We start from the raw sequence: 19,576 nt of genomic DNA, 5'->3' as shown, positions 1-19,576 counted from the left end.
GCTTACACGCCTAAAGGGCAATTTGATTATGTCAATCCTGCGAGTCAAATCAATCAGCTAGTCATGATCCGTACTGTCGCCTTACAAGGCCAGTTTGGCCTTGTTTTTGGCAAATAATGCCGGCCCAATACCTTTGACCAGCTGGATCTCTTCAATGCTTTTGAATTTACCGTTTTTTTGCCGATGCTCAATAATCGCCTCGGCCTTCTTTTGACCAATACCATTTAGCTGCTGTAATTGCTCCACTGTTGCATTATTCAAACTGATTTTATCAGCGGCAGAAGATGTCGATAATGCAGGCTTCGCCAGATAGTGATTGCTTTCTGATGAAGCCGTAGCGGCAGCTTTTTTCTTCAGGCGGGCGTCGTGTTGTTGTTGCTGGGTCTTCCATTCCATATAATCGGTCGCAGTCGCATGCGCAGTTCCGATAGAAATAAAGCCCAGCCAGCAACTCAGAAGAAGATTAATCCATGTTGGACCGATTCGATAAGGTGTTTTTTTCATGTGCTGCTCTTTGTTTTAATTCTAATTTAGCCTGTTCCCAGAGCTGATCAAGTTCAGCCAGTGACAGTTTTTCCAGGTCTAATTGCTGTAATTGTGCCTGATCTTCCATTAAGGCAAAGCGGGTCCGGAATTTATAGATTGTCCCCAATAATGCCATCTCGCTGGAGATGCCAAGTTTACGACCAACATTCACCAGAGAAAATAAGCAGTCGCCAAATTCTTCCTGTATTTCATCGGAATTTTGTCCGGCTACCGCTTCTTTTAATTCAGCCAGTTCTTCTTCCAGCTTGGCATAAGCACCCGCCATGTCCGGAAAATCAAAACCAATTTTGGCGACATTTTTTTGAATTTCATCGGCCTGTACCAAAGCCGGTGCATGTTTAATCTGATCCAGGCGTGAACGCGGCTTACCCTGCTTTTCTTGCTGTTTGATTTCTTTCCATAACTCAGACACATCTTCTGGGCTGAGCTGCGCAAACTGTTCCGCCTGAAATACATGCGGATGACGGCGAACCAGTTTATCGGTAATGGCCTGCACCACATCCTGAAAATCGAAAGCCCCCTGCTCGCTGTACATTTGCGACTGGAACACCACCTGTAGCAGCAAATCACCTAGCTCATCGCGGACATCGTCGACTTTTCCAGAGCGGACTGCTGCTTCGACTTCATAAGCTTCCTCAATCGCATATTTGGTCAGAGATTCGGGGGTCTGCTGCTGATCCCATGGACATTTTTCACGTAATTCACGCATGACCTTGAGTAGTTGTTCCATATTCAAAAACCTCTTTTTTACCAAATAGTCGCGTCAATCTGCCAGTTTCTTGTTATGCTCAAAAAAAAGACAATAAGGAGATCAGGCACATGCACAGTATATTGATTAGTGGTGCAGCACAAGGAATTGGTGCCGCGACGGCCACCCTATTTTACCAGCACGGCTACAAGGTGGGCATTTATGATGTTCAGGTGGAACAGGCAGAACAACTGGCCCAGCAACTGGGCGAACATGCCAAAGCCGGTTTTCTCGATGTAGCTGACTATGCTTCTTGGGAAACAGCTTTAGCCGAATTTTCAGCTTGGGCAGGTGAAATCAATATTCTGGTCAATAATGCCGGGATCCTATATTCAGGGCCTTTTGAAGATACTACTATTGATGCACATCACCGGACTCTGGATATTAATGTCAAAGGGGTCATGAACGGCTGTCATGCCGCTTTCCCTTATTTAAAAGAATCTTCATTTGCCCGCATCATTAATCTATCTTCCGCTTCGGCGATTTATGGCCAGGCCGATTTAAGCAGTTATTCCACCAGCAAGTTTGCAGTGCGTGGCCTGATTGAAAGTCTGGATATTGAGTGGCAACCCTATGGGATTCGAGTCTTGGATGTTATGCCGCTTTTCGTCAGTACCGCCATGGTCAAAGATATGCAGGCAGAAAGCATCAAAAAGATGGGCGTGCATTTAAAAGCAGAAGATGTTGCACAAGATATTCTTAAACTGGCAGAACTCAAAGATTCCATCTGGCAAGCCACCCATCATCCTGTCGGATTCAAAAGCCAGTTTTTATTTCATTTATCGCGGATGAGTCCACAATTTGTGAATCGGCTGAGTAATCTGATCATTTCTAGAAAATAAAAAATATTTGGGTTGATTCTGTTTTAGACAGTGTGATGAATCTGGATCACAGGAAATCTCAATCCCTTGCAGGAATCCTCACTTTGCCAGGCCACGGTGAGCATGCAGCCAGCAAGCGTATAATTTTGATAGGCATAGATGCCAATCTCTGGATGTTCGCAGCGCCCACCATTTTGCTCAGGATGGATATTGGTATTGAGCTCATTCAGGTTGATCCGGATTCCCAAGCCTGATGCCTTTAACACGGCCTCTTTAGTCGTCCAGACTTTAAACCAGTATTCGGGATCATAAGCCAGCGTTTTCCAATGTTTTAATTCTTCGGGATGAAAGGCATGTTGTGCCAAGGCTTCAAAACGAACCTTACGACTCAGTTCTTCAATATCAATTCCCAAGTTTTGGACATTCCTGCTCGTGGCCAGGGCGTAGAAATTTTGACTATGACTATGATTAAAACTGAAGTCCGGATAGTCATTTAAATAAGGCTTGCCGAAATTCGTCCGCACCACCTGTTGATCGCTAACTGGCAATTCAAAAGATTGGGATAAAAGCTGATTACGCAAACACGCCACTTCGCGTTTCCGTTCGACAACCTGGGTTTTGCGGTCTGACAACGAATGACAAGTCAGATCAGAAAGTTGATGCAGATGAATTTGAATCAGCCGAGCCACGTGAATCCATTAAAAAGATATCAATTGATTTGAGTGTAAAAGAATTCACACTTTTATTGGGAGAGAAATTCATTATTTTCTCAAAACAAAAAGCCCGCTTTACGCAGGCTTTTTATCCGAAAAATTTAAACTATAGAATTAGCGTTTAAATTTCTTCTCGGCTTTCTTGAACTTCTGTACATAACGACGTTTACGCGCAGCTGCACGCTCATCCACTTGAGACTTACGGCCTTCAAACGGGTTTTCAGAAGTTTTAAACTCGATTTTAATCGGTGTACCTTCAAGCTTGTACACTTTACGGAACACGTTTTCCAAGTAACGACGATAATCCGCAGGAGTTTTATCCACCTTGTTACCATGAATCACGATCGTCGGCGGATTTTGTCCACCCATATGTGCGTAACGCATTTTAATACGACGACCCTGAACCATAGGTGGTTGGTGAGCCTCTGTCGCATCATTTAAAATCTGGGTGATTTTTGCCGGTGATACTTTCAAACGAGATGAATCATAAGCACGGTGAATCGATGGATAAAGATCGCCCACACCCGTTCCATGCAATGCAGAAATCAAATGTACTTTGGCCCATGGAATAAAATCGAAGCGACGCTCTACATCGAGCTTACATTGCTTACGATCATATTCAGTCATGTTATCCCATTTGTTGACTGCAATGACCATGGCACGACCCGCTTCAAGCGCATAGCCAATCAAATGCAAGTCCTGCTCAACAATACCATCACGCGCATCAACCACAACAACAATTACGTTGGCATCTTTCATCGCCTGTAAAGTTTTAACAATCGAGAATTTCTCAATCATTTCATCGACTTTACCTTTACGACGCACCCCGGCAGTATCAATCAGGGTGTATTGACGGCCATCACGCTCGAATGGAATATAAATCGAGTCACGTGTTGTACCCGGCTGGTCAAATGCCACCACACGCTCTTCACCGAGCAAGCGGTTCACCAGCGTGGATTTACCTACGTTCGGACGACCAATAATCGCTAAACGCAGACCCGTGTTTTTGTCATGCTCTTCCGGATTTTCATCTTCAGGTACATCAGCAAGTACATCTTCCAGCATCTGCTGAACACCACGACCATGGCTGGCTGCCACTTGTAGCGGCTCGCCCATACCCAGTTTGTAGAATTCAACCAAGGCAGCTTCAGCATGTACGCCGTCGACCTTGTTGGCCACCAGAAAGACTTTTTTGCCTAAAGTACGCAATTCACGGGCAATCTGTTCATCAGATGCCAGCAGTCCGGCACGCGCATCAACCACAAAAATGATGATATCGGCTTCATGAATGGCAGTCTTGGATTGCTCTGCCATATATGAATCAATACCACCTTCATTTTCGCCAATACCGCCGGTATCGACAACAATAAAGGATTTATTTTGATAGGTAGCATCGCCATATTTACGGTCGCGTGTCAGACCTGCAAAGTCTGCCACCAATGCGTCACGGCTCTTGGTAATCTGGTTGAACAGCGTCGATTTTCCGACGTTCGGACGACCAATGAGCGCAATTACGGGTTTCATAGAGTAACCTTTATTCAATATCAGGCGTCAAAGTGGCCTGAACATCAGAAAGCATAGGAAGATATAAGGGGGAAATACCCTAAATAAAAACACGGGGCATTGATTTTTCAATCACCCCGCGTTCACAAAAATACGGTTGTGGCTAGTTTAGCATAAGGCTCGTTAAAATTAACGGTTCTGCCAAATGCTTAATGCGCCCTTGCGTGTAGAAACATAAAGCTGGTTGTCGATGACGCGTAAGCTACGCACTTCCCCAGAAGTTTTCGAACGACCAGTAATCTGTCCAGTACGCGGATCAATCAGGTGCAAGACACCATCCAGATCACCGACTACAAGGTCAGTACCCAGCATCACCGGATTACTTAACTTGCGATTCAGCAACTGGTCATTTTCCCAAAGCGGTTGACCCGAAGTAATCTCAAAGGCTTTGATTTTGCCATCGGTTTGCGCCACAAATACACCATTGCCCACAACTTCTGGACGCTGGATACTGCTGGCATCTTCACTCCAGACCACCTGTTGTGAAGCTAAATCCAGCACAGTCACCTGACCTTGATAACTGGTGGTCACCACAAACTGGCCTGCAACGACCGGTTCCCCGTCAATATCAACCAGACGCTGGATATCAGAACGCCCATCCGACACTGCGACACGACGCTGTAATTTTGGCACACCGCTTAAGGCATCCAGTGCATAGATATAAGCATTGGAAGATGCAATCAGTACATTACGAGCATCTAATGCAACAGGTGCAGCCATGCCACGCAGGCTGAATTGTACATTAGGTAAGTTATAAGTCCAAACTTGCGCACCCGTCGCAATTTCATGCGCATATACTGTGCCGTCATTGCTAACACTAATGACACGCCCTGCATGAATCAGTGAAGGTGCCAGTAAAGCGCCAGTCAATTGCGCAGTCCATTTCTGATCGCCGGTTTGCTGATCCAGCGCAAACAGCTGACCTTTCTGGTTACCCACGACAACAAGACCTTCAGCAGCTTCAACACCAGAACTTAAATTGTCTTTGCTGACTTTTTTCTGCCACAGACGCTGTTTGCCTTTAAATGCAGACACTTCGCCTTTCGGATCAATTGCAAAGACCACACCATTATCTGCATCCAGACGTAAACGCAACGGATCAGCAGCATCTGTCGAAGCCACACTGGTGGAAAATACAGGGACCAGGGTTTTGGCTTGAGTCAGTTTTGGAAGTGGATTCGGTTTTACTTCTGGAACTTTATTGGTTTTACCCGCACAGCCAGCCAATGCAAGCGTTAAAACAGTCAAGGCACAGGTAATTTTGTATTTTCTATTCATTCAGCTTCTTCCGCTTGTGTTTCTATAATTGGGCGTTCGATTTCCGGATCATCGACCAATACGCCTACGCTTTCGAGCTTAATTTGTAAAATCTGACGTTCTTCTTTACGTTCAATCAAAGCATCCCATGCACTTTGATATACTTTTTTAGCATTTTCAATATCATTTTTGGCAACATAGATATCGCCACGTGCTTCATCGGCAGTTGCTTTAAATGCAGGCTCAGTGACTGCTTCTAAAGTTTTCAATGCAGCATCATATTTTTTCTGTGCCAGTTGTGCATAGGCCAGACGAAGTTTGACGACCTGAACCAGACCTTTATCGTCTACTTTCGAGTTTTCAACTTTCTGTAGCGCTTTCTCGGCCGCAGCATAATCTTCTTTGTCATAAGCCAGTTTCGCCATGACTAACTGGGTCTGAATCGCCTGAGCTGAATCAGGTGCTTCCTTGACAATCTTGTCCGCAGCTTCAGACAACTTGGCAAAACCATCACCTTTCGATGCCTGTGCATCATCCATCAACTGCTGAACCTTGGCAGTGTGCATTTGCGACTCTGCCAGGTTTTTCTTCTGCCAATATTCCCATCCAAAAAAGGCAATCAGCGCAATTAAAATCCCGGTAATCATCGAAGAACCATATTTCTTCGTAAAGGATTTTAAGCTTTCAAACTGTTCATCACCACTCATTGCGCTCATGAGATTACCCTTTTCCTAATGTTTTATCGATTATTTTGAAGAAATTTTAGTACTAAAAAATGCAACGAAGTCCGTAAATGGTACATTCGATTGCTCTGCGGTTGCCAGCTCTTTCACAGTAAACGCCTGAGCTTCCAGTTCACGTTCACCCAAAATCGCCGCATACAAAGCACCGGCTTGATCAGCCTTTTTCATTTGCGATTTCATTGAACCCTGTGAGCCTACTTTCAGACGAACCTGACTGCCTGCTGCTTCAAGCTGATCACGGATCTGCTCCGCAATGACCAAAGCTTTACCTTGAGAAGCCGGTTCAGCCACCAGGAAAACCTCACAATCACGTGTCGGGGTATTGTCTTCAACCTGTTCCAGCAGAAGCAATAAACGCTCGACCCCCATAGCAAAACCGACCGCAGGGACAGACTGATCTGCCTTTCCTTTAAGCTGCCCCACCAGGCCGTCATAACGGCCACCGGCACAAACTGTACCTTGTGAACCCAAATGGGTTGTGGTCCATTCAAAAACAGTTTTGTTGTAATAGTCCAGACCACGTACCAGTTTTTGATTGATCACAAAACTGATGCCTGCATCGGTCAAGTACTGTTGTAGCTGGGTAAAATGCGCCAGCGTTTCTTCACCCATAAAATCATGAAGTTTCGGTGCATTTTCCAAGATGCTTTGTGTTTTGGCATCTTTAGAATCTAGAATACGCAGTGGATTGGTGGTTAAACGACGTTGTGAATCTTCATCCATATCCGCTTTATGCGACTCCAGAAATTCAACCAGTGCCGCACGATATGCTGCACGCTCATCCGACTCACCGAGTGTATTTAACTCAAGCTGAACCTTGTCTGCCACACCCATACGTTTCCACAGACGCGCCGTCATCAGAATCAGTTCAGCATCCATATCTGGCGTTGCCACACCAAAGGTTTCCACACCAAACTGGTGAAACTGACGGTAACGACCTTTTTGCGGTTTTTCATAACGGAACATGGGTCCGATATACCAGACGCGAGGCGTCGCACCGCGCAGCAGGTTATGCTCTAGCATGGCACGTACACAACCTGCCGTCCCTTCAGGACGCAAAGTCAACGATTCAGGCGGATTACCCTTGTCGAGGAAGGTATACATTTCTTTTTCAACGATATCGGTTGCATCACCGATCGAACGTTTGAACAAGTTGGTCTGTTCTACGATAGGCAAACGGATTTGTTGATAGCCATAGGCATCCATCAAACCGGATAGATGCTGTTCAAGACGTCTCCAAGCTGGGGTTTGCGTTGGGAGAATGTCATTAAAACCTTTGATTGCGACGATTGAACTCATGATCTACTCAGGAAAACTTGTACGAATAATTTCTTTAGATTTAGCTTCTTCAAGCTCGGAAACACGTTGACGAACCATGGTTTCGATTTCATCAACCAATTGATTCGTGTCAATTAAATGGCTCTTTTCACCATTACGGTACACCAGTGAACGTGGTGCTGCACCTACGACACCAATATCGGCTTCTTTAGCTTCGCCCGGCCCATTGACCTTACAGCCAATGACAGAGACATCCATTGGGGTACGAATATCTTCTAAACGCTCTTCAAGTTGCTGCATCACCGAAATCACATTAAATTCCTGACGTGAACAGCTTGGGCAGGCAATGAAGTTAATCCCGTTGGAGCGCAGACCCAGCGATTTCAGAATATCAAAACCAATTTTAATTTCTTCTTCAGGCTCGGCAGCTAAGGAAATACGCATGGTATCCCCGATGCCTTCCATCAGCAGGCCACCCAAAGCGATCGCAGATTTAACCGAACCGGTACGGTAAATACCTGCTTCTGTGACACCCAGATGGAGTGGATTATCAATTTGCTGTGACAGCAAACGATACGCCTCCATGGTCAGGAACACATTCGAGGCTTTGACTGAAATTTTGAATTCCTGGAAATCCAGACGGTCTAGAATATCGATATGACGCATCGCAGATTCAAGCAGTGCCTGACCCGTCGGCTCGCCATATTTCTTTTGAATATCTTTTTCCAGTGAGCCGGCATTGACACCGATCCGCATGGAAATGTCGTTATGACGTGCCGCGGCCACCACTTCACGGATTTTCGCTTCCGAACCGATATTGCCCGGGTTAATCCGCAGGCAGTCTGCACCCAAATCCGCAACTGCCAAAGCAATTTTATAATCGAAGTGAATATCGGCGACCAAAGGTACATTGACCTGCTTGCGAATTTCACCAAATGCCGCCGCGGCTTCCATGGTAGGCACAGAAACCCGCATGATGTCTGCACCGGCATCTACACAGCGCTGAATCTGTGCAACCGTAGCTGCTACATCACAGGTTTCAGTATTAGTCATCGACTGGATACTGATTGGTGCATCACCACCCACATAAACTGAACCCACACGAATTTTACGTGTTGGACGACGTTTAATTGGATTTACGATCATCGTTCTGCTCTACTCTTGATCTGTTAAGGTGATAAACGGAATTCTGCTTTTCCGTTCACAGTGTAGGGTGACAATGAAATATTTTCATTATTTAAACTGAGTGATACAGCCGATGCATCATCCAGACGAATCTGGAATGGCGCTTCACCATTCAGTTGCAAGCTCGATGCCTGACGGCCAGTTGCCAGAACATTACCCGCCGAGTCGACAATATGCACCGAAGTCGGACGGTTAAAATCAAGCTTCAGCTGATCACCGGAAAGTGCGGCACCTGTATCCAGATTCAGAATCTCGACATTAGAAGCGCCTACTCCAGAGACTTCAGTGCTATTTTGGGAATTACTACTCGACCAGTTCTGAATCATGGCAAACAGTGCGCCCAAAATCAGCAAAAGTACCAGCGTAATAAAAATGCGCTTTAACCACTTACGATTACGGTCACGCTTGGAACCTGGTAATTTCCCCATAATTTTAATTGGAGAATTGTTCAGGGCATGATTCGGCAGCAACCCGGTATCATTGGTATAGATTTCATCAAAACGCTGAATAATACTAGACGCATCTACACCCAGAAATTTGGCATAAGTCCGGTAATAACCTTTGATAAAGGTCGCTTCTGGCAAAGATTTGTATTCATCCTGCTCAAGAGCAGTCAGGGTTTTGACCGGAATGTTCAGCTCTTTCGCTACATCTTCCAGATTGCGCTGCTGATTGATACGAATCTGGCGCAAGTACTCGCCCGGACGTTGAATATTTCCTAACGCATTTGGAGCTACGCTCGAATGATTCGATGGTGAATTAGGATTTACTTCCATACGGCCTCAGTACTGTACTGTAATTGCAAATAACGTTGGTATTCCTGGCTTTCAGGAAAGAGTGCACGTAACTGGTTGACCAATACCTGCATACCCAACTGATCACCCCCGGCACGCGCAGTGCGAATGCCGACCCAGAGCGCACGGGCACCCTGATTTTTCTGTCCCACACCACGCACAAACTGTTGATACATTTGTGTCGCCGCCGGGAACTGCTGGTTCAAATAAAATATTTCTGCCAACTCTAACATTGAAATATAAGAATCGCGATTGGCTTGCAGCGCCTGTTTGAATGATTTTTCAGCGTTTGCTGTATCACCCAGTTTCAGGTAAATCCGCCCCATATTTTCCAGTGCGCGGAATCGCTGATCATAACCCAACGTGGCACCAGCAATTTGAAACTGCTCGATTGCATCATTATAGCGTTCAAGCTGATATAAATAAGTGCCGTAATTATTTCGCGCCTGCGCATTTTTCGGATCTGCCGAAATCGCACGCTTGAAATAATGATCTGCTTTTTCGAGATTAAGCTTACTACCTTCCTGTTGCAGTAGCACGCCCATCATCATATTCGCTTGAGAATCACGCGGACTGCTTTCAAGTGCCTGATCCAGCGCACGTTTGGCTGCATCCAGGTCACCTGTTCTCAGATATTCTACCGCCAATTGGGTACGGACTTTGGTGGCCTTTTCAGGGTCTTTCTGACCCAGATCTGGCGTCTGACACGCGACTAAAACCAAAGACACACATACTGTTGAAATCAAAGCAAACTTTGATGTTAGATTTCTCAACTGGCGACCTCTTATTATCCTTGTGAGCGCATGATCTCATTCGATTGCGCAATTTTCTTTTTCCACTGTTCCGCACGACGGGTACGGTCAGCAACTTGTCCGACTAACTGTCCGCACGCGGCATCAATGTCATCACCGCGTGTCTGACGAATCGTACACACAAAACCGGCATCAGACAAAGTTTTTTGGAAAGAAATAATCCGGTTGCGGCTTGAGCGGCCATATGGCGCATGCGGGAACGGATTAAAAGGAATCAAATTAATCTTGCTTGGCAAATTCTTCAACAGCTTAATCATTTGCTGAGCATGTTCAGGATGGTCATTCACGCCATCTAACATCACATATTCAATCGTCACATGTTTACGTGAACTTTCGTTACCATCTTTAGCAATATAGCGCTGACATGCAGCAATCAGCTGCTCAAGCGGATATTTTTTATTGATCGGCACCAGCTCGTTACGCAGTTCATCATTTGGCGCATGCAATGAAATAGCCAGCGCCACGTCAATATCTTTGACCATCTGATCGATTTTCGGTACCACACCAGAAGTCGATAAAGTCACACGACGTTTTGACATGCCGTATGCAAAGTCATCCAGCATAATACGCATTGAATTCAATACTGCATCGTAGTTGAGTAATGGCTCGCCCATGCCCATCATCACCACGTTCGTGACTGAACGTTCACGCTCAAGTACAGGCACATCTTCCATATAGGAATAGTTCGCCATCCAGAGCTGACCGATAATTTCGGCTTGAGTCAAATCACGCTGGAAACCCTGTTTACCGGTTGAGCAGAATGAGCAGTCCAGCGCACAGCCCACTTGTGAAGAAATACACAAAGTGCGACGTAAACCACTGCGATGTTCTGCCGGAATCAGTACCGTTTCGACGAGGGAACCTTCACCGTCGCCAACACGGAATACCCATTTACGAGTTCCATCTTTGGAATAGTTTTTATGCACCACTTCCGGTGCTTTAATTTCACAAATCTTTTCCAGTTTTTCACGCAGTTTGCCGGAAATATTGGTCATTTCAGCAAAATCAGTCACGAAGAACTGGTGAATCCATTTCATCACCTGCCCGGCACGAAACTTCTTCTCACCCATGTCCTCAAAGAATTTTTCCATTTGCGGACGTGACATGCCAAGTAAATTCACTTTCTCGACAGTATTTGCCTGTGCTGGAGCGGATGGAGTGTGTTGCTGCGGCTCAGAAACTGCTGATACAGCGACTGCTTCAGTACTCATGTGTATTACCTAAACCATGTCTAAAGATGAAAGGAGAAGCTCAATATGTGAGCAAAGAATTATTCAGAGAATAAAAAAACCAGATAAGTATAATAACACTTATCTGGCTTGAATACTGCGAATTAACGAGTACGTGGAGCAATCTCAGTTTGAGCGAAGAAGTAGTTAACTTCACGATCAGCAGATGCTACAGAGTCAGAACCGTGAGCAGCGTTTTCATCGATGCTTACAGCGAAATCTGCACGGATAGTACCAGGAGCAGCTTCTTTAGGATTCGTCGCGCCAAGGATGTCACGGTGAGCAAGAACAGCGTTTTCGCCTTCAAGAACTGAAACAACAACTGGACCAGAAGTCATGAATGCAACTAGGTCAGCAAAGAAACCACGTTCTTTGTGCTCAGCATAGAAGCCTTCAGCTTCAGCTTGAGTCAAATGTTTCATTTTAGTTGCAACAATTTGAAGACCAGCTTTCTCGAAACGAGCAAAGATGTCGCCGATGTGGTTTTTAGCAACTGCGTCGGGTTTAACGATAGATAAAGTACGTTCGATAGCCATGATAGGCTCCTTAAGTCAATTGTTGACATGAAAATTTGGCGCATTATAACGAGATAATGCGCATTTTTCTGCTTTTCATCTGTAAAAAAATGCTTTTTTAAGATGAGGACTTAGCGTGCCTCGTCAATCCATGCCATTTGAATGGCTTCAAGCAGACCTTCAGTCGACTTGGTTGGATCATCTTCAAATTCAGGCAAAGCACATACCCAAGCATGTAAATCAGTAAAACGAATCCACTGCGGGTCCACATCTGGATGCGCTTCGTAGAGTTCAATCGCGATATCGAGCGTGTCAGTCCAACGTAAACCCATCTCTATTTCTCACCATAATTGCTTTGATACTGTACTTTAACAAATCTGTGAAAATCTGCGAGCCTTTGCTCCGGCTTTCACTTATTTTTACAGCACAATATTCAGATAAGGTGCGGTCAGGACAATAGCAATTGCCATCATGCCACCCAGAATTGCGCCAACTGCCACATCACTTGGATAATGCAATCCCAGCACCATTCGGGACACTGCGACCAGAACCGTAAAAGGCAACATCAGCATCAGTAATAAAGGTGCGACATAACCTAAAACGGTGGTTGCCATCACGGCATGCAAGGTATGCCCGGAAGGAAAACTGAAATGATCCAGTGGATGCTCACCCAAACGGATCACTTGATGTACCTGATAAGGACGTGGTCGTACAGTTTTGATTTTAAGCACCTTGTAAATCATAGTACCTATAGTACTTCCCAAAATCAGATAAACAATCTGCACGGTATAGATCAAGCCTTGCATGATCCAAACCAGTATCAGCATGAAATACCAAAATGCACCATTTCCTAAGCGGCTAATCATTTTAAAAAAAGTGGCAATACGGACTGAATGCGAAAAATGATTCAGATAAACACAGCCTTTCAAATCGATTTCTAAAAATTTAATCTTTACATTCTGGAGTTTCACACTGGTGCTCCTTTCTTGTTTTATATCCTGTATTCCTGATGCTGTACCAGTGAATACAGTGCCTGTTCAAATTGCCGGACCGGATATTGCCAGCCTACTTTTTCGGCTTTTTTACGTGCTTGCGCGCCCATCTGCTGTAATCTTTGCAGATCAGGCAGTCCGAGCATCTGCTGAATCAAACCCCGCTGATGTCCAAGTCTACTCAACCATCCCGTTTCACCATGCTGCACATGCAAGTTTGCACAAGCATAATCATAAGCAATCACTGGCAAGCCACTGGCCATCGCTTCCAATACCACATTTCCAAAGGTTTCAACCTGACTGGCAAAACAGAAGACATCTGCACTGGCATACGCCGCTGACAGTTTTTCTCCTGTCAAGCTACCGGTAAAAACAATACTGCCATCCTGATTCAGTTGTTGCAGTCGAGTGCGATCCGGCCCATCTCCAACCACCACCAAACGTATATCTTGCTGACGAACTTGGCGCAGCACAAAATAGGTTTTGATCAGCACGTCAATTTCCTTTTCAGGAGAAAGCCGTCCGACATACAACATCACCCGGGTCTCGTTTGAAACTCCCCAAGCATAGCGCAAATCTGGTGATCGCCACTTTGGTGAAAATGTATCTGGATCGACGCCTCTGCCCACAACTGCCAAGGGACAAGTCACACCAAACTGATTTAAGGCTTGAGCCGTGCCTCGACTCGGAACACAGGTCAAATCAGTATTATTATGAAACCACTTTAAATAGCCTTGAATTGGCTTCAGTAAAAAAGCCAAATCAAAAAACCGACTAAATTCCTGAAATGATGAGTGGAAACCGCTAGAGACTGGAATTTTATGGAATTTTGCAAGCTGTTGAGCTACCAGACCCAAAGGGCCTTCGGTCACAATGTGAATAATATCAGGTGTAAAAATTTCAACAGCTTGATGGATTTTTAGAAATTGCGGTCTACCAAACTGCAAATTGCTATATTTAGGAAGGCAATGCGCTTTAACCAGACATTCACTATGTGGTTTAAAATCGTTACAGGCTTGTCGTTGTTCTGGACGTATTAATAAAATCTTATGTCCCTGTTTTTGCAATCCTTTACAAAGTTGCAATAAAGCATGGGCAACACCATTGATTTCAGGAGGCCAGGTTTCGGTAACGATGGCAATTTTTAAACGGGACCGTGTCAGATCTTCTAGGACTATTTTGTCATGAATGGCCTGTTTACGTTGTTCTTTTAAATCAAACTGGATTTTGTGAATAACAGGTCTTTGCTCTAATAATTCTGAGATGGAAATTTGTTGCATCTCGCACCTATTCGCTTATATTTTTCACCCAGTATAGAAAGATCTCATGACTATTTGATGAATCATGAAGCTTAAATACAACTCCACAACAATGCTTACCACTTCTCCATTCGACTTAAAAGTAAGTGAATATCTGCTTGTTTAACAGATATTCACTTACTACACACTCCCCTTCAATACTTTCAAATATTTTCAATTATTTATTATCATTATAGGCTTTTTGATATTTAAAATTTTATTTTTAAAAATCGATATCGACTGAGATCTGGTCCTGATAGTCTCCTGCAGGCACACCACTATAAGGATTATCAACTAGTTGAACAGAAATAATATATTTTTGTCTTTTTCCAGAATTTTGATCAAGCTTTACCCCCCATAGATTACTGTTAGCCCCACTTAAATTTAATTTGGTTCGTAATTTATAAGGACCATTCGATACATAACTTGTACCATCCGGATTTATCAAGTTTTGGCTACTGAATAAGATAGAGTAACCTTTATCACAAGAAACATTAAAAGAGGTTGCAGCTTGGCTACGTTGATAACTTGCCAGACGCAATTCTGAATCAGTAAATCCATCAATAGAACAATACTGAGCTGCCGCGATTCCACTCATTAGTAAGGTAGTTATAAATATGAAGAGTTTTTTCATTTTTTTGTACTCCTATCTGCATATTGCTTCTAGCATTTGTTTATCTAAGTTCTGGAATTGATTTTCATTAAGTGTGAACTGAACTTGGCACTGTTGGCCTCCTTGAGTCTGGACTTTGAGGCTATATGAACCGGCTTTGAAGAGGTATAAATAAACCATTCCCTGACTATCCACAAAAAAAGGTTCTGCAGTTATGCCTTCTACAACCACTTCAGAGCCTGGTGATAAATTATTTTGTTTAATATCTTTGAGTCTAAGGGCTATACGCTTAGTTTTGTGAACAGGAAAATTTAACCGATATCCTCGCTGTTCAAGTCCAATTATTTTTTTTGAAGATTGTTCGAAAGTTTCATCTAAGCCTAACTGATTATGATCAAAAGAAATATCATAATGAATATAAGGAATCAGATTATGAACGAACATATAACTATTTTTATTGGTACTCCCCACCAGTCCAGCCGAACGGTAAATATCTAAGTCTGGGTGCTGATCCACGTGCACAAGTGCAAACGCATTATCTGCATATTTAGTCAGCGCTACTTTACTCCCTAGCCAGACTAAAGCACCATCAAAACTAAGCTGTGAATTGCGACGATCCTCATATTCATCATGAGAAAGCTGCAAATTGCCAACACTGGTTTTCCATAAACCATAAGCATTGTAATGAAGTTCATCATCAGCTTGGTTTACGCCTATTACATAATCGAAACCATTTTGGGTTGAGGTGGTTCGACTAAAACTTAAAGCTGTTTCATTATCGGCCGTATCATGGTCTAGGGAAATTCGTTTATTTGCTCCCCAATTATAATAAAGAGCAATATTAAATCCTTGATCATCCTCATCACTATAGTCCTTATAAAAACCAAAATTAGTATATAAATTATTTGTTAAAGCCTTAGATGCTCTAATATCAAAAAATTTACGGTCTTCGCTTAATAATCCATTATTATTGTAGTAAGATTGATATATATAATTAAAACCCAAATTATCAATAAATTTTAGATTAGAAAAATTAAAATAGAACATTCCCGAATATTTTACATTAGATTCATATAAATTATTTCCCAGATATTCGTATTCTTCAGAGAAATACTTACCATTTAATCCTACAGACCAATTTCTTAAATTTCGAGTCAGGCTAATTTTAGCAGCATAACCTTGATCTCCATCTTTAATTTGACTAGCTGAAAAAGCACTATCAATTAAAAAATATTTACTTATACCTTGCGTCCACAATAAATCAAGATTACTAACATCCTGGTTATATAAAAGATCGACACCTAAAGTAGTAAAAGAGTTAATACCACGACGGAAATAAAACTTAGAAAAAAAGTCACGGTAATCATCATCTACAGAATCATAATTATAACGCAGCTTACCGAATGAGATATTATATTCATTTAGTTTTGGTTTAAGTAATCGACTATTAATAAAAACAGGAAAACTTCTTACAGTACGATTACCTAAAATATCTTCAACTACTATTTGAGCATTCCCAGCTTGACTTAAAACACCTCCAGCTGGAAGATTATAATATCCCGGAGCAACTGAGTCCCTATAAAGTCTTACACCATTAATGAATAAGTCTACAGTTGAAGGTAGGCTTGCACTTCCTGTTAAGTTAGGAGCGTTCCAGTAGATAAAATCTGGTCGATCTGTATAATTTGTTCCAAAACTTAATCCTCCGAAACGAAAAGAACTATTTAATGAATTATAAGTACTTGTAGTATCTCCTATAGTTAATCTTAAATACTTTTCTGGAAATTCAATATCTAGAGTGCTATTTACTCTTAACAAATTTTCTTCAAACTCATCAGGCTCTTTTCGATATAAAAAAGAATTTTTAAATAACCAATAATCTTTAAATATGCCAAATTCTGAAAACGTATTAAAATCTTGGTCTTCATCATCTCTATTATAAAATAAATTATAATTAACAAAACCTCCAAAGTTTGCTTTTTCAGGAATTTCTATTTGCAGATCATAGTCAGTTCCCACAAAATAATCGACAGGGAAAAATATTTTTATTGCTTGCAAACTATAATCATCTTCGACTTTAATTCCCGGTTGAGTAATAAGACAAAAATCCTTCTTAATTGTATGCCGAGGTGTTTTCTCTACACGAATTCCAATATTTTCCAAAGCCTTACATTCAACAAATCTCTTATCCCCCTCAAAAAAAGTTACTGTTTCCGTGTTATAATCTAAGCCATTCACCCAAATATTAACGATAAGTATTTCTGAGTTTTCTAGCTTTGTTATTCCTTGAATTATTTCTGCATTGATATTTGACAATCCCATCCCACATACAATCATAAGAAGGACTTTTGTGGATCTCATAGTATTATCCTTTTACTTTTTATTATTTAATAACTATACTTTAATAGGAAATTCAAGATATTCTGCTTGGTCCTCTAATTTTATTTTAAGCTTCAACTTCCCATTTACACTAATATCACCCAGATCAACCACAACCTTTTTACCACTTAAAATATATTGCACTATATTTTTTTTAACTATTTCTTTATTATTCTGATCTAAAACAATTATTTCTATAAGCTTTGCATGAGAATCAGCCACATTATTAATGTTTAAATAAGATGTATTACTCGTTTTTTGAATATTTACATCCAGCTTAGGAGATACTTGTTTACCAGCAAATAATGGTAAAGAAAAATTAAATAGAAAAGTTAAGTTAGATTTATCTACAACAGGCGTAATTTCTTCAAAAATAATTCGCCATGCTTGTTCTTTTTTTAAGTTTGCTGGGGATTGACTAAAACCTATCCGAACCAATTGTTTACTCTCTGGTTTTAATTCAAAAATTTTTGGGTTAAATAACAATGTATCATCCTTTACTAGAATATCTTCCCCTTTATCATTTTGTTCCCACTTAAATGCATTAATTTCATATATTTTGGAAGTAGATATCCCCGTACTTTCAATATTTACAGTTGTACTTTTCTGCCTTTTGAAATCATCTATATTCATCTGGACAGGTGTAAATTTTATTCCTGCTGATGCATAAAAACCACAAAGAAATAATATAAAAAAGCTTAAAATCTTCCCATTCATAACAAAATCCCATATTTTAGCTTAATATTTTTATTAAAAAATAATATTAAAATAGGAGATGTATTAAACATCTCCTACTATTAAGTCATTTATAATTTTTAGAATGCTACTGCAAAAGTATATACGTTACTATAGTCACCGGCACGTGCATCACGATAATCACTACCCGCTACAGTAGCAGTAACATCAAATGTAGCTGAAGTAGTTTCCAATAGATCTCCAGTTGAATAACTTGCACCATTTGCCAAAGTTGCAACTGTTACTGGAACAGAACCTCCAGCACCATTTAATTGTGTAGGTGCTACATAATTCACTCTAAAGAATGAATTGGTATCTACACTAAATGATGTTGAATCCGTCCATACTTCACCACCGCCTGCTGTAGAACGAGCAAGGTTTAATACGGTATCACCCATATCTACATCACAATGTTTATCGACTTTCAAATTAATTTTAATTTTCCCATCACATTTATCCCCACATCCATGCTTTCCTGGCTTATGTGGTTTTGTTGGTTTGGGACCTGGCTTGCCTGCAATTTCTGCATCTGCATAAACTAATGTTGAACCACAGCCAAAGCTCATCACTAATGCTGCCAATGCTGCTTGAGTCATTTTTTTCATGTCTTTCTCCATTTCTTTTTTTAAAGAAGATGTCTATCTATTAATTTTACGCTTATATTAAAGTTCTCTTTATTATTATGAGCACTTAAGTTATAAGCGCTGAGACAATTCTATTATCATTATTTAAAAAAAAATCAAAAATGTTATTATTCACAATATATTTTTTTTGTTTCAAATAAGATTTTTTTTAATTTTTTTATTTATATAATAAATACTTATATAAAATCACATAACATTACAAATCCGAACATCTTAGAGTTCTCTCTATTCTTACCATTTTTTACTAAAAAAATAAAAACATTAAGTTACTGATTAAAATAAAATTATTAAAATCTATTTTATTAAAACGATAATTTTCACAAAGTCTTACAATTTCCTTATCAGTGCATAAAAAAATGTGATTTATTCCGTTTTTTTTCGTTATTTTTACTACATAGCGATAATTATATTCAATTTTGACCATTAAATTTTTTCTAAATAAAATATTTAAAACAATGGCTTGTATATTTTTAAATAAAAATAAATATTTAAAAACTTATTTTGCAATTTTATTAAAAAATTATTCACATTATTTCCTTAGTAAAATTAAATATAGTTATTAATTTAAATATAACCGAATAAATAACTTTATTATTCAAATAAGCTTTATAAATACTTAATGGCTTTGTTGCACAAAGATTTAAAAGATAACACTCTGCTCATTTGAACAGAATTCAAGTGACAACTTGGGTATGAGGACGACCTAATTCT

General features: G+C 41.2%; 20 protein-coding genes. 1 reads left to right on the top strand and 19 read right to left on the bottom strand.

Going from position 1 to position 19,576, the window contains the following annotated elements; translation table 11 throughout:
* Window positions 1–81 precede the first annotated feature (81 nt).
* Both NI465_RS09210 and mazG read right to left on the bottom strand, forming a co-directional pair.
* Entirely contained in the window at window positions 82–504 is a 423-nt protein-coding gene (locus NI465_RS09210; protein ID WP_253145086.1) for a ComEA family DNA-binding protein, read from the bottom strand.
* The gene (mazG, locus tag NI465_RS09205) at window positions 464–1,276 is read right to left on the bottom strand and encodes a nucleoside triphosphate pyrophosphohydrolase (protein ID WP_180087084.1); all 813 of its coding nucleotides are present in this window, start codon (window positions 1,274–1,276) and stop codon (window positions 464–466) included. Before mazG ends, NI465_RS09210 begins: the two co-directional genes overlap by 41 nt.
* 89 nt (window positions 1,277–1,365) lie before the next feature.
* Between mazG and NI465_RS09200 the strand changes: the two genes are divergently transcribed.
* Window positions 1,366–2,136 carry an SDR family oxidoreductase gene (locus NI465_RS09200; protein ID WP_180087085.1) on the top strand — a complete coding sequence of 257 codons (771 nt, stop codon included), beginning with the start codon at window positions 1,366–1,368 and terminating at the stop codon, window positions 2,134–2,136.
* Window positions 2,137–2,159: 23 nt separating this feature from the next.
* Here NI465_RS09200 and NI465_RS09195 read toward each other — a convergent pair whose 3' ends face one another.
* The 17 genes from NI465_RS09195 to NI465_RS09115 all read right to left on the bottom strand — a co-directional run bounded on the left by NI465_RS09195 (window position 2,160) and on the right by NI465_RS09115 (window position 18,826).
* On the bottom strand, window positions 2,160–2,804 hold the full coding sequence (locus NI465_RS09195; RefSeq protein ID WP_253145084.1) for a 4'-phosphopantetheinyl transferase family protein: 645 nt from the start codon (window positions 2,802–2,804) through the stop codon (window positions 2,160–2,162).
* Window positions 2,805–2,942: 138 nt separating this feature from the next.
* A complete protein-coding gene (gene der, locus NI465_RS09190; protein ID WP_005103252.1) occupies window positions 2,943–4,352 on the bottom strand; it encodes a ribosome biogenesis GTPase Der in 1,410 nt (469 codons plus the stop codon).
* A gap of 168 nt (window positions 4,353–4,520) precedes the next feature.
* Window positions 4,521–5,669: an outer membrane protein assembly factor BamB gene (gene bamB, locus NI465_RS09185; RefSeq protein ID WP_085064516.1), complete on the bottom strand. Its 1,149-nt coding sequence runs from the start codon at window positions 5,667–5,669 to the stop codon at window positions 4,521–4,523.
* A complete protein-coding gene (locus NI465_RS09180) occupies window positions 5,666–6,364 on the bottom strand; it encodes a YfgM family protein (protein ID WP_004278352.1) in 699 nt (232 codons plus the stop codon). Before NI465_RS09180 ends, bamB begins: the two co-directional genes overlap by 4 nt.
* 30 nt (window positions 6,365–6,394) lie before the next feature.
* Window positions 6,395–7,690, bottom strand: coding sequence for a histidine--tRNA ligase (gene hisS / locus NI465_RS09175; RefSeq protein WP_253145083.1), 1,296 nt, complete (start codon window positions 7,688–7,690; stop codon window positions 6,395–6,397).
* Window positions 7,691–7,693: 3 nt separating this feature from the next.
* Window positions 7,694–8,815: a flavodoxin-dependent (E)-4-hydroxy-3-methylbut-2-enyl-diphosphate synthase gene (gene ispG, locus NI465_RS09170; RefSeq protein ID WP_085064518.1), complete on the bottom strand. Its 1,122-nt coding sequence runs from the start codon at window positions 8,813–8,815 to the stop codon at window positions 7,694–7,696.
* A 23-nt stretch (window positions 8,816–8,838) separates the two neighbouring features.
* Window positions 8,839–9,630, bottom strand: coding sequence for a helix-turn-helix domain-containing protein (locus NI465_RS09165; protein WP_004278356.1), 792 nt, complete (start codon window positions 9,628–9,630; stop codon window positions 8,839–8,841).
* Window positions 9,621–10,421, bottom strand: coding sequence for a type IV pilus biogenesis/stability protein PilW (gene pilW, locus NI465_RS09160; protein WP_005103248.1), 801 nt, complete (start codon window positions 10,419–10,421; stop codon window positions 9,621–9,623). The genes NI465_RS09165 and pilW overlap by 10 nt, the downstream gene beginning before the upstream one ends.
* 14 nt (window positions 10,422–10,435) lie before the next feature.
* Window positions 10,436–11,671, bottom strand: coding sequence for a dual-specificity RNA methyltransferase RlmN (rlmN, locus tag NI465_RS09155; RefSeq protein WP_004278358.1), 1,236 nt, complete (start codon window positions 11,669–11,671; stop codon window positions 10,436–10,438).
* 122 nt (window positions 11,672–11,793) lie between these two features.
* A complete protein-coding gene (ndk, locus tag NI465_RS09150; protein ID WP_004647460.1) occupies window positions 11,794–12,225 on the bottom strand; it encodes a nucleoside-diphosphate kinase in 432 nt (143 codons plus the stop codon).
* Window positions 12,226–12,335: 110 nt separating this feature from the next.
* On the bottom strand, window positions 12,336–12,536 hold the full coding sequence (gene iscX, locus NI465_RS09145; RefSeq protein WP_004278360.1) for a Fe-S cluster assembly protein IscX: 201 nt from the start codon (window positions 12,534–12,536) through the stop codon (window positions 12,336–12,338).
* An 87-nt stretch (window positions 12,537–12,623) separates the two neighbouring features.
* On the bottom strand, window positions 12,624–13,175 hold the full coding sequence (locus NI465_RS09140) for a phosphatase PAP2 family protein (protein ID WP_004278361.1): 552 nt from the start codon (window positions 13,173–13,175) through the stop codon (window positions 12,624–12,626).
* 20 nt (window positions 13,176–13,195) lie between these two features.
* Window positions 13,196–14,476 carry a glycosyltransferase family 4 protein gene (locus NI465_RS09135; protein ID WP_004733049.1) on the bottom strand — a complete coding sequence of 427 codons (1,281 nt, stop codon included), beginning with the start codon at window positions 14,474–14,476 and terminating at the stop codon, window positions 13,196–13,198.
* A gap of 241 nt (window positions 14,477–14,717) precedes the next feature.
* Window positions 14,718–15,128 carry a hypothetical protein gene (locus NI465_RS09130; protein WP_005103244.1) on the bottom strand — a complete coding sequence of 137 codons (411 nt, stop codon included), beginning with the start codon at window positions 15,126–15,128 and terminating at the stop codon, window positions 14,718–14,720.
* A 12-nt stretch (window positions 15,129–15,140) separates the two neighbouring features.
* On the bottom strand, window positions 15,141–17,468 hold the full coding sequence (locus tag NI465_RS09125) for a fimbria/pilus outer membrane usher protein (protein ID WP_253145082.1): 2,328 nt from the start codon (window positions 17,466–17,468) through the stop codon (window positions 15,141–15,143).
* A gap of 33 nt (window positions 17,469–17,501) precedes the next feature.
* A complete protein-coding gene (locus NI465_RS09120; RefSeq protein WP_253145081.1) occupies window positions 17,502–18,203 on the bottom strand; it encodes a fimbrial biogenesis chaperone in 702 nt (233 codons plus the stop codon).
* Window positions 18,204–18,301: 98 nt separating this feature from the next.
* Window positions 18,302–18,826 carry a hypothetical protein gene (locus tag NI465_RS09115; RefSeq protein ID WP_005103231.1) on the bottom strand — a complete coding sequence of 175 codons (525 nt, stop codon included), beginning with the start codon at window positions 18,824–18,826 and terminating at the stop codon, window positions 18,302–18,304.
* Between the last annotated feature and the right edge of the window lie 750 nt (window positions 18,827–19,576).

Source organism: Acinetobacter lwoffii (genome assembly GCF_024129855.1).
GTDB lineage: Bacteria > Pseudomonadota > Gammaproteobacteria > Pseudomonadales > Moraxellaceae > Acinetobacter > Acinetobacter lwoffii_L.
Note: the sequence above shows the minus strand (reverse complement) of the source record. Positions and strands in the feature narration are given on the sequence as shown.

Bases quoted from the DNA above. Each gene is read 5' to 3' on its own strand.
- NI465_RS09130 (WP_005103244.1), bottom strand. From the start codon at position 15,128: ATGAAAAAACTCTTCATATTTATAACTACCTTACTAATGAGTGGAATC.
- NI465_RS09180 (WP_004278352.1), bottom strand. From the start codon at position 6,364: ATGAGCGCAATGAGTGGTGATGAACAGTTTGAAAGCTTAAAATCCTTT.
- rlmN (WP_004278358.1), bottom strand. From the start codon at position 11,671: ATGAGTACTGAAGCAGTCGCTGTATCAGCAGTTTCTGAGCCGCAGCAA.
- bamB (WP_085064516.1), bottom strand. From the start codon at position 5,669: ATGAATAGAAAATACAAAATTACCTGTGCCTTGACTGTTTTAACGCTT.
- ndk (WP_004647460.1), bottom strand. From the start codon at position 12,225: ATGGCTATCGAACGTACTTTATCTATCGTTAAACCCGACGCAGTTGCT.
- NI465_RS09125 (WP_253145082.1), bottom strand. From the start codon at position 17,468: ATGAGATCCACAAAAGTCCTTCTTATGATTGTATGTGGGATGGGATTG.
- NI465_RS09135 (WP_004733049.1), bottom strand. From the start codon at position 14,476: ATGCAACAAATTTCCATCTCAGAATTATTAGAGCAAAGACCTGTTATT.
- NI465_RS09210 (WP_253145086.1), bottom strand. From the start codon at position 504: ATGAAAAAAACACCTTATCGAATCGGTCCAACATGGATTAATCTTCTT.
- NI465_RS09165 (WP_004278356.1), bottom strand. From the start codon at position 9,630: ATGGAAGTAAATCCTAATTCACCATCGAATCATTCGAGCGTAGCTCCA.
- NI465_RS09120 (WP_253145081.1), bottom strand. From the start codon at position 18,203: ATGAATGGGAAGATTTTAAGCTTTTTTATATTATTTCTTTGTGGTTTT.
- mazG (WP_180087084.1), bottom strand. From the start codon at position 1,276: ATGGAACAACTACTCAAGGTCATGCGTGAATTACGTGAAAAATGTCCA.
- der (WP_005103252.1), bottom strand. From the start codon at position 4,352: ATGAAACCCGTAATTGCGCTCATTGGTCGTCCGAACGTCGGAAAATCG.
- NI465_RS09200 (WP_180087085.1), top strand. From the start codon at position 1,366: ATGCACAGTATATTGATTAGTGGTGCAGCACAAGGAATTGGTGCCGCG.
- ispG (WP_085064518.1), bottom strand. From the start codon at position 8,815: ATGATCGTAAATCCAATTAAACGTCGTCCAACACGTAAAATTCGTGTG.
- hisS (WP_253145083.1), bottom strand. From the start codon at position 7,690: ATGAGTTCAATCGTCGCAATCAAAGGTTTTAATGACATTCTCCCAACG.
- NI465_RS09115 (WP_005103231.1), bottom strand. From the start codon at position 18,826: ATGAAAAAAATGACTCAAGCAGCATTGGCAGCATTAGTGATGAGCTTT.
- iscX (WP_004278360.1), bottom strand. From the start codon at position 12,536: ATGGGTTTACGTTGGACTGACACGCTCGATATCGCGATTGAACTCTAC.